Consider the following 12,842-nt stretch of genomic DNA (forward strand, 5'->3'; position numbering starts at 1 on the left):
TCTGAGGTCTTCTGCTTACAGGCCGGAAAGGCCAAGGGCGGGATCGATTCCATCGAGTGCATCGGCCAGAACCTTGGCCTTGTCGGCGATACGTTTGCGCTGTTCGGCGCTGACAGTGTCGTAGCTGGCGTAGCCATCCTTGACCTTGAAACCGTTGAGTTCGGCGTCGAAGGCCGTGACCGCGCTGTCGATTTTCGCCAGTAGTTCAGCGGCAGGTTTGCTCAGCAATGGCCGCAACAGGTCGACGACTTTGCGGGTCGCGTCGAGGTTGGCGGCGAAACCGTTCAGGTCGGAGTGGCTGTAGCGTTCTTCTTCGCCGCTGCTGGCGCGTACCTCGGCGAGGCTGTTGAGGTTGCGCACCAGCATGCTCACCAGTTGTTCCGGTGGCAGCGACTGGGCCAGCAGTTGCTGTTTGAGATTGGCGACATCCATGCTCAGGCGTTGTGCAACAGGCGTCAGACCGTCGAGGTTGCGTTGTTGGAACAGCGCGTATTCGAGGCGGTGGAAGCCGACGAAGCCCGGATCCTGCTCGCGCTTATCGAAGTAATCGGCGCGGGCGTTGATCGCGTTGTCCAGCTCCGCGAGGCGCTGGGCTGCTGGAGCCAACCGTTGATAGGCCGCACGAGCCGGCACATACAAGGCTTGTGCCTGGCTCAGGTCGCCGGCCTTGATCGCTTGCTCAAGCGCGGCGACGGCTTTGATCAATGCGGTGCTCTGGCTGCTCAGGTACACGCGAAATTCCGACAGCGGGCCAATGAACGCCACCATCGAGGGACGCGCCTTGGCCGCCGCATCGGATGCGGCGGTCGGACTGACATGTAAGGTGCCGCGCGGGTTGCTCAGCAAGCCGCAGGTGATGGCGTAGTCGCCGGGCAACAGGTTGGCGTTGATCACCTGGCTCAGGCCAGGGGCGATGTTCTCGCGCTCTTCGACCACCAGCACGCCGTCAAGAATTTCCCATTCGACGGCACGGTCCGAGCGGTTGACGATACGGAAACTGGTGCGACCGGCCGGAACCGTCAGCGCATTCGGTTCGCAGCTGTGCGGGTGAAGGGTAACCAGCACTTGGTCGTGGTTGCTCTGGCGCTTGGCGGCGGCCATTTTCGAGGCGTAGTAGAACAGGCCGCCGGCGGCGATCATCACGATCACCGAGCCGGCTACCGCCCAGCGCAAGGCGCGCGGAGGTGAAGCCACTGGAGGAACTGGCGTTGACATGAAGGCCCTTATTGGCTGGAAACGGAAGAGGGTGTTTGCGCGGGCGTGGCCGCCGGGAGAAAAAACATCACCAGCGCCACCAACAGATAAAGCAGATACGCCCCGAGGGTGCTGACGGTCGGCGCGTCCTGGTAGCCGAACATGCCGGCCAGCACCGAGCCCAGCGGGCCGTCCATCGGCAGCGTGGCACTGAAATCGAAGAGCACGGTTTGCAGGTGATTCCACACGCCGGCTTCATGCAGGGCTTGCACCGAGTTGGAGAGAATCCCGGCGGCTACCACCAGAATGAACAGACCGGTCCAGCGCAAGAACGCCGAGAGATTCAGGCGCAGGCTGCCGGTGTAGATCAGGAAGCCGACGATGATCGCCAGGGCCAGGCCGAGCAGGGCGCCGAGCGGTGCGGCCGGGCCTTCGCTTTGCTGGAACACGGCGAGCAGGAAGAACACTGTTTCCAGGCCTTCCCGGGCGACGGCGAAAAACACCATGGCGATCAGCGCGGTCACTTGATGCCTGGAGCCGGTCAGCGCCTGATCGAGGGAAACGTGCAGCGAATGCTTGATCGAACGCGCCATCTTGCGCATCCAGAACACCATGGAGCTGAGAATGCCGACGGCCAGCAAACCGACCACACCTTCAAACAGCTCTTGCTGCTTTTGCGGGAATTCAGCACTGATCAGTTCCAGGCCACCGCCGACCAGCAGGGCCAGCGCGGCGGCGAGGAATACGCCGACCCACACTGCCGGCATCCATTGGCCGCGACCGGTCTGCTTGAGGTAACTGGCGATAATGCCAACGATCAACGCGGCTTCGATGCCTTCGCGCAGCATGATCAGAAAAGGAACGAGCATTCAGCACCGGGGAGTAATTAGATAGGGTGCTAATTTGTAACATGATGAAACTCATTCTCATATGGTAGTTATTGCTAATTGCCTGAACCTAAGCTGAACAACCCTGAAGATCCCACCATCCCGTAGGAGCGAGGCTTGCCCGCGAATCAGGCAACTCGGTCTGTCGGTGAAACCGCGTCATCGTTCTTCGCGGGCAAGCCTCGCTCCTACGGAATCGGTTTGGTGTGCGCTAATATGCCCACCACTCAAACACGAACAAGGCTCACCCCGGTCAATGTCGGAAAAAGACACCATCGCCATTCAACTGGTGCGTGAAGCACTGTTGCAAAGTTGCGCCCCTGGCGCTGCCACCGCAGAGGTGTTGAACAAGGTCGGCATCGATCCAGCGCTGTTGGGCAGCACCGACGCGCGTGTCCCGGCCGCCGCCTATGCGCGCCTGTGGCGTTTGCTGGCCCGGCGTGGGGACGATGAGTTTTTTGGCATGGACCCACGCAAGCTCAAGTCCGGCAGCCTGGAGTTTCTCTGTCGCTGCTCCATGGTTCAGCCGAGCCTGGCCGTCGGGCTGACCTCGGGCCTGAGCTTTCTGTCGTTGATGCTCGAACGCCTGCCCGCACAACTGGTTCGCCAGCAAAGCCTGGCGGAAATCGTCCTGCTGGAGGAGGACGAAGAACCACGCCGCGCCTTCACCTATTTCACTTACTGGATGATCGTGCACGGCGTTGCTTGCTGGCTGGCGGGGCGGCGGATTCCGATCCTGGCCATCGAGTTGCGTTGCCCGGAGCCGGATTTTTGCGATGACTATAGGGTGATGTTTTCCGAGAACCTGCGATTCGACCGGCCGCGTACGCGGATGATTTTCTCCGCCGACTGCCTGGATTTGCCGATCAAGCGCAGCGCTGAAGAGCTCAAGCGCTTTCTGGCCCATGCACCGGCGAACATTCTGGTCAAGTACCGCGACCCCGAGAGCCTGGCCAGCCGGATCAAGCACGATCTGCGGCAATTGCCCGCCGAGCGCTGGCCGGAAACCGAAGCGCTGGCGCAGCAACTGTGCATGTCGGCCTCAACGTTGCGCCGCCGCCTGGCCGAAGAAGGGCAGACGTATCAGGGGCTCAAGGACAGCGTGCGCAAGGAACTGGCCATCGTCTGGCTGGCCGAGCCGGCCATCAGCTTCGCTGAAATCGCTACCCGTTTGGGGTTTGCCGATGCCAGCTCGTTCTACAAGGCGTTTCGCAAATGGTCGGGGTCCAATCCTGGGCATTATCGGAGTTTGATTCTTAACGAGGCGGACTGATCCGGATCCTGGGGGGCTGACGCCATCGCGGGCACGCCCTCGAACCTTGGCCAAACCAGTCACGCAACTTGATAGCTTTGACCATTGTCCCGCTCCCCGCGCAGAGCGAGTATTTCCCTGTTGATTACGGTTCCCCCAACCTAATAAAAATACAAAGGGATTCTGGCAATGCGCGATTACTTGTCTGCTACGTCACAGTTCAATTATCAGCACACCGTCGATGCCGCGCTCACAGGGTCGTTGACAGCGCTCAACGCCTGCGTCGAGTGTTGCGACCGGCATGCCTTGCCGGGGCGCATTGCGCTGTTCTGGGAAGGCCGCGACGGTAGCAGCGCGACCTATACTTTCAGCGACTTGCAGGACAAGGCCGCGCGTTTCGCCAACTTTCTGGTGGCCCAGGGCGTGAAGAAGGGCGACAAGGTCGCAGGCCTGCTGCCCCGCAACTTCGAATTGCTGATCACCGTGTTTGCCGCCTGGCGTATCGGGGCGGTTTATCAGCCGCTGTTCACCGCCTTCGGCCCCAAAGCCATCGAACACCGTCTGAACAGTTCCGGCGCCAAAGTGGTGGTCACCGATGCGGTCAATCGCCCGAAACTGGCTGAAGTGGCCGACTGCCCGACCATCGTCACCGTCGGCGGCGCGAAAGGCCAAGGTATTGTTCGGGGTGATTTCAGTTTCTGGGCGGAACTGGCCAACTACTCCAGCATCTGCGAACCGGTATTGCTGACCGGCGAAGACCCGTTCCTGCTGATGTTCACCTCGGGCACTACCGGCCCGTCGAAAGCGCTGTCGGTGCCGCTCAAGGCCATCGTTGCGTTCCAGAGTTACACCCGCGACGCTGTAGACCTGCGCCCCGAGGACGCCTTCTGGAACGTCGCCGATCCGGGTTGGGCCTACGGCATTTATTTCGGTGTCACCGGGCCGATGGCGATGGGGCATCCGATCACCTTTTACGATGGCCCGTTCACCCTCGAAAGCACCTGCCGGGTGATCAACAAATACGGGATTACCAACCTCACTGGCTCACCGACCGCCTATCGCTTGCTGATTGCCGGTGGCGATGAATTCGCCCGTTCGATCAAGGGCAAGCTGCGCATCGTCAGCAGCGCCGGCGAGCCGCTGAATCCGGAAGTGATCCGCTGGTTCGCCGACAACCTCGGTGTGGTGATTCACGACCATTACGGCCAGACCGAACTGGGCATGGTGCTGTGCAATCACCATGGCCTGGAACATCCGATCCACATGGGCGCCGCCGGTTTTGCCTCGCCGGGCCACCGTATCGTGGTGCTGGATGAGGAATACAAAGAACTCGGCGTTGGCCAGCCAGGAATCCTGGCCATTGACCGTACCCAGTCGCCGATGTGCTGGTTCGGTGGTTACGAAGGCGTACCGACCAAAGCGTTCGTCGGCAATTATTACCTGAGCGGCGACACCGTCGAGTGGAACCCGGACGGCAGCATCAGCTTCGTCGGCCGCAGCGACGACGTGATTACCACCTCGGGTTACCGCGTCGGCCCGTTCGACGTGGAAAGCGCGCTGATCGAACACCCGGCGGTGGTCGAGGCGGCGGTGATCGGCAAGCCCGACCCGGAGCGCACCGAACTGGTGAAAGCCTTCGTCGTGCTCAGCCCGCAATACCGCGCCGAGCCTGCGCTGGCCGAAGAACTGCGGCAACACGTGCGCAAGCGTCTGGCGGCGCACTCGTACCCCCGTGAAATCGAATTTGTCAGCGAATTGCCGAAAACCCCAAGCGGCAAATTGCAGCGCTTTATCTTGCGCAACCAGGAAATCGCCAAGGCTCAAGAGGCCGCCGCGAAGAACGTTTCAGCTTGAATCCAAGGAAACAATGATGCAGATCGAAAACAAGGTTTTTCTCGTCACCGGCGGTGCTTCCGGCCTCGGTGCCGCCACTGCTGAAATGCTGGTGGCGGCCGGCGCCAAGGTGATGTTGGTGGACATGAATGCCGAAGCTGTTGCGGCGCAGGCGGCACGTCTCGGCGCGCAAAGCGTGGTGGCCGACATCAGCAATGAAGCGGCGGCCGAAGCGGCGGTGCAGGCGACGGTCAAAGCGTTTGGCGGCCTTAATGGCCTGGTCAATTGCGCCGGCATCGTGCGTGGCGAGAAGATCCTCGGCAAGACCGGCCCTCATGCCTTGGCCAGTTTCAGCCAGGTGATCAACGTCAACCTGATCGGCAGTTTCAATATGCTGCGCCTGGCTGCTGCGGCGATTGCCGAGACTGAAGCGGATGCAGACGGCGAGCGCGGGGTGATCATCAACACCGCCTCGGTGGCGGCCTTCGACGGCCAGATTGGCCAGGCTGCGTATTCGGCGTCCAAAGGCGCGATTGCCAGCCTGACCTTGCCTGCCGCCCGTGAGCTGGCGCGTTTCGGCATCCGCGTGATGACCATCGCACCGGGCATTTTCGAAACGCCGATGATGGCCGGCATGACCCCGGAAGTACGTGATTCACTGGCCGCTGGGGTGCCGTTTCCGCCACGCCTGGGCAAGCCGAGCGAGTACGCCGCGTTGGCCAGGCATATCATAGAAAACAGCATGCTCAACGGCGAGGTGATCCGTCTCGACGGTGCCTTGCGCATGGCCGCCAAATAAGGAGTATTTGTCATGACATTGTCCAACGATCCGATTGTTATTGTCAGCGCCGTCCGCACCCCGATGGGCGGTTTCCAGGGCGAACTGAAAAGCCTGACCGCGCCGCAACTGGGCGCTGCTGCGATTCGTGCCGCGGTCGAACGCGCCGGTATCGCCCCTGAATCCGTCGAAGAAGTGCTGTTCGGCTGCGTGCTCTCCGCCGGCCTCGGCCAGGCCCCGGCGCGGCAAGCGGCACTGGGCGCCGGGTTGAATAAATCGACCCGCTGCACGACGCTGAACAAAATGTGCGGCTCGGGCATGGAAGCGACGATCCTGGCCCACGACATGCTGATCGCCGGCAGCGCCGACGTGGTGGTCGCTGGCGGTATGGAAAGCATGTCCAACGCGCCGTACCTGCTGGACCGCGCCCGCAGCGGTTACCGCATGGGCCATGGCCAGGTGCTCGATCACATGTTCCTCGATGGCCTCGAAGACGCCTACGACAAGGGCCGCCTGATGGGCACCTTTGCCGAGGATTGCGCCGAGACCAATGGCTTCAGCCGTGAAGATCAGGACGCGTTTGCCATCGCGTCGACCACCCGCGCCCAACAGGCGATCGAGGAAGGTAGTTTTAACGCCGAGATCGTGCCGCTCACCGTGACGGTCGGCAAACAGCAAGTGCTGATCAGCCACGACGAACAACCGCCGAAAGCCAAACTGGACAAGATCGCTTCGCTGAAACCGGCGTTCCGCGAGGGCGGCACGGTGACGGCGGCCAACTCCAGTTCGATTTCCGACGGCGCCGCGGCATTGGTGCTGATGCGCCGTTCCGAAGCCGAGAAACAAGGCTTGAAACCACTGGCAGTGATTCATGGCCACGCGGCGTTCGCCGACACCCCGGGGCTGTTCCCGGTGGCACCGGTGGGCGCGATCAAGAAATTGATGAAGAAAACCGGCTGGTCGCTGGATGAAGTCGAGTTGTTCGAAGTCAACGAAGCCTTCGCCGTGGTGAGCCTGGTGACCATGACCAAGCTGGAAATCTCCCACGAGAAGATCAACGTCCACGGCGGTGCCTGTGCCTTGGGCCACCCGATTGGTGCATCCGGCGCGCGGATCCTCGTCACCTTGCTCTCGGCCCTGCGCCAGAAAGGCCTGAAACGTGGCGTTGCAGCGATCTGCATCGGTGGCGGCGAAGCGACGGCCATGGCCGTTGAATGCCTGTACTGAGGCTAATGAGGCGCAACCTGTGTGTGGGTTTTATGTGGCGAGGGAGCTTGCTCCCGCTGGGTCGCGAAGCGGCCCCAAAAGCTTTGCGACTGCTGCGCAGTCGAACGGGAGCAAGCTCCCTCGCCACACAAGCCCGCTCCCACAGGTCTTGCGTTTCAACTTGATTTTTAAGGAATTGGCATGATCCCCAACGACGAACAACTTCAGATCAGCGACGCGGCCCGGCAGTTTGCCCAGGAACGGCTGAAACCGTTCGCCGCCGAATGGGACCGCGAACATCGCTTCCCCAAGGAAGCCATCAGCGAGATGGCTGACCTGGGCTTCTTCGGCATGCTGGTGCCGGAGCAGTGGGGCGGTTGTGACACCGGATACCTGGCTTACGCCATGGCCCTGGAAGAAATCGCTGCCGGCGACGGCGCCTGCTCGACCATCATGAGCGTGCACAACTCGGTGGGTTGCGTGCCGATCCTCAAGTTCGGCAACGACGACCAGAAAGAACGTTTCCTCAAGCCACTGGCCGGCGGCGCGATGCTCGGTGCGTTTGCGCTGACCGAACCGCAAGCCGGCTCCGATGCCAGCAGCCTGAAAACCCGTGCCCGGCTGGAAGGCGATCACTACGTGCTCAACGGCTGTAAGCAGTTCATCACTTCCGGGCAAAACGCCGGGGTGGTGATTGTGTTTGCGGTGACTGACCCGAGTGCCGGCAAACGCGGGATCACCGCGCTGATCGTGCCCACCGATTCGCCGGGCTATAAAGTCGCGCGGGTCGAAGACAAGCTCGGTCAACATGCCTCCGATACCTGCCAGATCCTCTTCGAGGATGTGAAAGTGCCGGTGGCCAATCGACTGGGTGAGGAGGGCGAAGGTTACAAGATCGCCCTGGCTAACCTCGAAGGCGGACGTGTCGGCATCGCCTCGCAATCGGTGGGCATGGCCCGCGCCGCATTCGAAGCGGCCCGCGACTACGCCCGCGAACGCGAGAGCTTCGGCAAGCCGATCATCGAGCACCAGGCGGTAGCGTTCCGCCTGGCCGACATGGCCACCCAGATCGCCGTGGCCCGGCAGATGGTGCATTACGCGGCGGCATTGCGCGACAGCGGCAAACCGGCGCTGGTCGAAGCGTCGATGGCAAAACTGTTCGCCTCGGAAATGGCCGAAAAGGTTTGTTCCTCGGCGTTGCAAACCCTTGGCGGTTACGGTTACCTGAACGACTTCCCGCTGGAGCGTATCTACCGCGACGTGCGGGTGTGCCAGATCTACGAAGGCACCAGCGACATTCAGCGCATGGTCATTTCGCGCAATCTTTGAGAAGGAGTCCCGTCTGTGAGCAATAAAGAGCTGAACTACGAAACGATTTTGCTGGAAACCCACGGCCGTGTCGGCCTGATCACCCTCAACCGTCCGCAAGCCTTGAACGCGTTGAATGCCCAAATCGTCAGTGAACTGAACCACGCCCTCGATGGCCTGGAAGCCGATTCGAACATCGGTTGCATCGTGCTGACCGGCTCGAAAAAAGCCTTCGCCGCCGGTGCCGACATCAAGGAAATGGCCGAGCTGACTTACCCGCAGATCTACCTCGATGATCTGTTCAGCGACAGCGATCGCGTGGCTAACCGCCGCAAGCCGATCATTGCCGCGGTCAACGGTTTCGCCTTGGGCGGTGGCTGTGAACTGGCGCTGATGTGCGACTTCATCCTGGCCGGCGACAATGCAAAATTCGGCCAACCGGAAATCAACCTCGGCGTATTGCCGGGCATGGGCGGCACCCAGCGCCTGACCCGCGCCGTGGGCAAGGCCAAGGCCATGGAAATGTGCCTGAGCGGGCGCTTGATCGATGCGGTGGAAGCCGAGCGTTGCGGGATCGTGGCGCGCATCGTGCCGGCGGATGAGCTGGTGGACGAAGCGCTGAAAGTCGCGGCGCTGATTGCGAAGAAATCACTGCCGATTGCGATGATGATCAAGGAAAGCGTCAACCGCGCCTTTGAAGTCAGCCTGTCGGAAGGCGTGCGTTTTGAACGCCGGGTATTCCATGCGGCGTTTGCCACGCAGGATCAGAAAGAAGGGATGGCGGCGTTTATTGCCAAGCGTGAGGCTGAATTCCAAGGCAAGTGATGTAGCGTTCTCACGGACGTATTCGCGGGCAAGTCGGATCGCCGCACCGCTCGCGCCTACAGAGGATATGCATTCCCCTGTAGGAGCGAGGCTTGCCCGCGAAGCTTTTTAGATCAGGTAGTTCTTGAGTTCCCGGGCAATCACCATCCGCTGTATCTCGCTCGACCCTTCATAAATCTGCGTGATCCGCGCATCCCGGTAGTAACGCTCCACCGGGTAGTCCTCCAGATACCCATACCCGCCATGAATCTGAATCGCCGACGAGCAGACTTTCTCCGCGATCTCCGAGGCAAACAGCTTGGCCTGTGAAGCCTCCGACAGGCACGGCTTGCCGGCACTGCGCAAGCGCGCGGCGTGCAGGATCAACAGGCGCGCGGCGTTCAGTCGGGTCTGCATGTCGGCCAGCATATTGGCGATGCTCTGGTGTTCGATGATCGGCTTGTCGAACTGCACCCGATCCCGCGCGTAAGCCAGCGCCGCTTCGAACGCCGCACGGGCGATGCCCAGGGCTTGCGCAGCGATGCCGATGCGGCCGCCTTCGAGGTTGGAGAGGGCGATGGCCAGGCCTTTGCCGCGTTCACCCAGCAAATTGGCTTCAGGGACGGTGCAGTTGTTCAGGGTGACGGCGCAGGTGTCGGAAGCGCGGATGCCCATCTTGTGTTCACTGCGGTCGACGATGAACCCCGCTGTTTCGGTCGGCACCAGGAATGCCGAGATGCCACGCTTGCCCAGCTCTGGATCAGTCACGGCGAAAACGATTGCCAGCTTCGCCCGTTTGCCGTTGCTGACGAATTGCTTGGCGCCGTTGATCACCCACTGGCCGTCGCGCAGTTCGGCGCGGGTGCGCAGGTTATGGGCTTCGGAACCGGCTTGCGGTTCGGTCAGGCAGAAGCAACCGATGGCCTGGCCGCTGGCGAGGTCCGGCAGCCATTGCTGTTTTTGCTCTTCGGTGCCGTAGTTCAGCACCGGCCCGCAGCCCACGGAGTTGTGGATGCTCATCAGCGCGCCGGTGGCGCCGTCACCGGCGGAAATCTCTTCCACCGCCAGCGCGTAGGCCACGTAGTCGACATAGGTGCCGCCCCATTCCTCGGGCACCACCATGCCCAGCAGACCCAGTTCCCCCATCTTCGCCACCAGACCGTCATCGATCCAGCCGGCCTTTTCCCAGGCTTGTGCGTGGGGCGCGATTTCGCCGCGGGCAAAATCCCGGGCCATGTCGCGGATCATCACTTGTTCTTCGCTCAATTCGATATCGTGCATGGTTCAGCTCCCGCTCTGGTCAAACCCGGTGAAAAAACTCGCGACGTGCTCGGCGTCCAGCGCCTGCAAGGTCGGCGGGTTCCAGCGCGGGTTCTTGTCTTTGTCGATCAGCAAGGCGCGCACGCCTTCGATCAGGTCGCCGCGTTCGAACCACTGGCGATCCAGGTGCAGTTCGAGGGCGAAGCACTGTTCCAGGCTCAGGTGCCGACCGCGCCGCAGCATTTCCAGGGTCACGCCCATGGCCAGCGGTGAACGGCTTTCCAGCAATTCGGCGGTGGCCATGGCCCACTCATGGCTGTCGGCGACGGTCACTGCACGCAGTTGTTCCACCATACTCGGCACATCGGGCAGGGCGAAGAAGTGGTCGATGACCGGCCGCAGCGCCGCCAGCGGCGCTACCGGCAGTTGCTGCACGGCGAGTTTCGCCAGCGCGCCTTGCAGGTCCTTGAGCGGGGTGTCGTGCCATTCCAGATGGTCGAGTCGCTCGTCCAGCTCGCCCAGGCTGGCGCTCTCCAGATACCAGTCGGCCAGGCCGCAATAGAGCGCATCGGCGGCGCGGATCTGCACGCCGCTGACGCCGAGATAGATGCCCAGCTCACCGGGAATGCGCGGCAGGAAGTAGCTGCCGCCGACGTCCGGGAAATAACCGATGGCCACTTCCGGCATCGCCAGACGGCTACGCTCGGTGACCACCCGCAAATCGGCGCCTTGCACCAGCCCCATGCCACCGCCCAGGACAAAGCCGTCCATCAAGGCCAGGACCGGTTTGCGGTAGTGATGGATCGTGAGGTCGAGGGCGTATTCCTCGACGAAGAAATCTTCGTGCAGCGTGTCGCCGCTTTTGAAGCTGTCGTACAGCGAGCGGATATCGCCGCCGGCACAGAAGGCTTTCTCGCCAGCACCGCGCAACACCACCGCATGCACCTGCGGATCCTGTGCCCAGGCATCGAGTTGCTGTTGCAGGCTGCGGACCATGTCCAGGGTAATGGCGTTGAGGCCGGCGGGGCGGTTGAGGGTCAGGTGACCGATGTGATTGCGAACCTCGGCCAACACTTCGTTTTGCGTGGCATCCATGGACGGTGTCCCCGGGGATGAAACCTGAGCAGTCATCACTAACTCCCTGCTTTTATTGTTCTTTATAGAGAAGCTCGCGCGCGAGCGATGCAGGATCGTAACAGTGCAAATTTGCCCTGTACAACCGAGATACGTGCAGGTTCTTTCTGCATTTTTACCTTAGTGCAAAATCAAAAGATCGCAGCCTTCGGCAGCCTGACTCCGTTTTGAATCAACCTTGAATTTGTGGCGAGGGGGCTTGTCGGATCGCCGCACCGTCCCGTTCGACTGCGCAGCAGCCGCAGATAAGGGCAATGAGCTATGCCTGGAAAAATTCGTTAGCAGGTTTTGGGGCCGCTTCGCGACCCAACGGGGGCAAGCCCCCTCGCCACAAAGATGCCTTTAGGTTCTGCTGCTCAGCACTTCACCGATACTGCGGCGCTTGGCATGCAATTCACTGGCATGAATCAACTGCTCGAGGTCTTCAGGGGTGACGTCGTAGAAGGCCTCCATGTCGGCGAGTGCCCGTCGCAGATCTTCGGCGGTGATCGCCTGGATGTCGGCCGCGGGCATAAGCGGGGCCGGTTCGGCGGGACGCTTGGGGTAACGAATGCGCGTGAAGTTGTTGTACGCCAACGCGCTGAGCAGCATCGTCGAACCGCTGAGCATCACCGGGCCGAGGGCTTTCCAGTCCATGGCGATGGTCGCCGGGTCTGCCAGCACCATCAGCAGCGCCAGCGCCCCGGCGGGTGGGTGCAGGCAACGCAGCCAGCACATCAGAATCAGCGCCATGCCCGCCGCGAGGCAGGCGCTGCCGAGGGTGCGGCCGAGTACGTGAGCGACCAGCAGCGAGATCACCCCCGCGCAGAGGTAACCGCCAAGAATCGACCACGGCTGGGCCAGCGCACCCGAGGACACGGCGAACAGTAATACCGCCGACGCGCCCAACGGACCTATCAGATGCAGCGCCACGTCGATGCCGAACACCTGGCCGCACACCCAGACACTGAACATCGTCCCCATGGCCATGCCGATGGCGGCACGGCTCCATTCGGAGGGGCGGGTGTTGATGGCGGCGGGCAACCAGTGAGCGAGCATGACGAACATCGATCCTTTGACAAAAACCAGGGCAAAAAAAAGGCTTGTCCGGATACCCGGAAAGCCCTTGAAGTGGTTCCAACTATTGGGGGAGGAACGGCGAACAGTGTGCCGGTCATTACCGATACTGACAAATTCATATTAATGC

At 61.6% G+C, this 12,842-nt stretch carries 11 protein-coding genes; 6 read left to right on the forward strand and 5 right to left on the reverse strand.

Annotated features, from left to right (window positions below; all coding sequences use genetic code 11):
* Positions 1–15: 15 nt before the first annotated feature.
* Together efeO and efeU are read right to left on the reverse strand one after the other, a co-directional pair.
* Positions 16–1,215 carry an iron uptake system protein EfeO gene (efeO, locus tag AC07VO_RS01225; protein WP_192350476.1) on the reverse strand — a complete coding sequence of 400 codons (1,200 nt, stop codon included), beginning with the start codon at positions 1,213–1,215 and terminating at the stop codon, positions 16–18.
* A gap of 8 nt (positions 1,216–1,223) precedes the next feature.
* Positions 1,224–2,063: an iron uptake transporter permease EfeU gene (efeU, locus tag AC07VO_RS01230; protein WP_192350478.1), complete on the reverse strand. Its 840-nt coding sequence runs from the start codon at positions 2,061–2,063 to the stop codon at positions 1,224–1,226.
* Between the two features lie 274 nt (positions 2,064–2,337).
* On the opposite strand from efeU, the gene AC07VO_RS01235 reads away from it, so the two are divergent.
* The 6 genes from AC07VO_RS01235 (at position 2,338) to AC07VO_RS01260 (ending at position 9,283) form a co-directional block, all read left to right on the forward strand.
* Positions 2,338–3,354, forward strand: a complete 1,017-nt coding sequence (locus AC07VO_RS01235) for an AraC family transcriptional regulator (RefSeq protein ID WP_192350480.1) — start codon at positions 2,338–2,340, stop codon at positions 3,352–3,354.
* A gap of 168 nt (positions 3,355–3,522) precedes the next feature.
* On the forward strand, positions 3,523–5,187 hold the full coding sequence (locus AC07VO_RS01240; protein WP_018929128.1) for an AMP-binding protein: 1,665 nt from the start codon (positions 3,523–3,525) through the stop codon (positions 5,185–5,187).
* Between the two features lie 16 nt (positions 5,188–5,203).
* A complete protein-coding gene (locus AC07VO_RS01245) occupies positions 5,204–5,965 on the forward strand; it encodes an SDR family NAD(P)-dependent oxidoreductase (RefSeq protein WP_018929129.1) in 762 nt (253 codons plus the stop codon).
* Between the two features lie 12 nt (positions 5,966–5,977).
* Entirely contained in the window at positions 5,978–7,171 is a 1,194-nt protein-coding gene (locus tag AC07VO_RS01250) for an acetyl-CoA C-acyltransferase (protein ID WP_192350481.1), read from the forward strand.
* A 180-nt stretch (positions 7,172–7,351) separates the two neighbouring features.
* A complete protein-coding gene (locus AC07VO_RS01255) occupies positions 7,352–8,479 on the forward strand; it encodes an acyl-CoA dehydrogenase (RefSeq protein WP_019649660.1) in 1,128 nt (375 codons plus the stop codon).
* Between the two features lie 30 nt (positions 8,480–8,509).
* Entirely contained in the window at positions 8,510–9,283 is a 774-nt protein-coding gene (locus tag AC07VO_RS01260) for an enoyl-CoA hydratase (RefSeq protein ID WP_028940625.1), read from the forward strand.
* Positions 9,284–9,391: 108 nt separating this feature from the next.
* Here the strand turns inward: AC07VO_RS01260 and AC07VO_RS01265 are convergent, their stop codons facing one another.
* From AC07VO_RS01265 to AC07VO_RS01275, 3 genes are all read right to left on the reverse strand, one after another.
* Positions 9,392–10,543, reverse strand: coding sequence for an acyl-CoA dehydrogenase family protein (locus AC07VO_RS01265; RefSeq protein WP_018929133.1), 1,152 nt, complete (start codon positions 10,541–10,543; stop codon positions 9,392–9,394).
* A gap of 3 nt (positions 10,544–10,546) precedes the next feature.
* On the reverse strand, positions 10,547–11,653 hold the full coding sequence (locus AC07VO_RS01270) for an enoyl-CoA hydratase/isomerase family protein (protein ID WP_192350485.1): 1,107 nt from the start codon (positions 11,651–11,653) through the stop codon (positions 10,547–10,549).
* 345 nt (positions 11,654–11,998) lie between these two features.
* The gene (locus tag AC07VO_RS01275) at positions 11,999–12,694 is read right to left on the reverse strand and encodes an HPP family protein (protein WP_064621270.1); all 696 of its coding nucleotides are present in this window, start codon (positions 12,692–12,694) and stop codon (positions 11,999–12,001) included.
* Between the last annotated feature and the right edge of the window lie 148 nt (positions 12,695–12,842).

This window comes from Pseudomonas sp. GW821-FHT03E01 (assembly GCF_059420765.1).

What these genes read in the sequence shown, in the direction of transcription:
- efeO (WP_192350476.1), bottom strand. Translation starts at nt 1,215, where the DNA reads ATGTCAACGCCAGTTCCTCCAGTGGCTTCACCTCCGCGCGCCTTGCGC.
- efeU (WP_192350478.1), bottom strand. Translation starts at nt 2,063, where the DNA reads ATGCTCGTTCCTTTTCTGATCATGCTGCGCGAAGGCATCGAAGCCGCG.
- AC07VO_RS01235 (WP_192350480.1), top strand. Translation starts at nt 2,338, where the DNA reads ATGTCGGAAAAAGACACCATCGCCATTCAACTGGTGCGTGAAGCACTG.
- AC07VO_RS01240 (WP_018929128.1), top strand. Translation starts at nt 3,523, where the DNA reads ATGCGCGATTACTTGTCTGCTACGTCACAGTTCAATTATCAGCACACC.
- AC07VO_RS01245 (WP_018929129.1), top strand. Translation starts at nt 5,204, where the DNA reads ATGCAGATCGAAAACAAGGTTTTTCTCGTCACCGGCGGTGCTTCCGGC.
- AC07VO_RS01250 (WP_192350481.1), top strand. Translation starts at nt 5,978, where the DNA reads ATGACATTGTCCAACGATCCGATTGTTATTGTCAGCGCCGTCCGCACC.
- AC07VO_RS01255 (WP_019649660.1), top strand. Translation starts at nt 7,352, where the DNA reads ATGATCCCCAACGACGAACAACTTCAGATCAGCGACGCGGCCCGGCAG.
- AC07VO_RS01265 (WP_018929133.1), bottom strand. Translation starts at nt 10,543, where the DNA reads ATGCACGATATCGAATTGAGCGAAGAACAAGTGATGATCCGCGACATG.
- AC07VO_RS01270 (WP_192350485.1), bottom strand. Translation starts at nt 11,653, where the DNA reads ATGACTGCTCAGGTTTCATCCCCGGGGACACCGTCCATGGATGCCACG.
- AC07VO_RS01275 (WP_064621270.1), bottom strand. Translation starts at nt 12,694, where the DNA reads ATGCTCGCTCACTGGTTGCCCGCCGCCATCAACACCCGCCCCTCCGAA.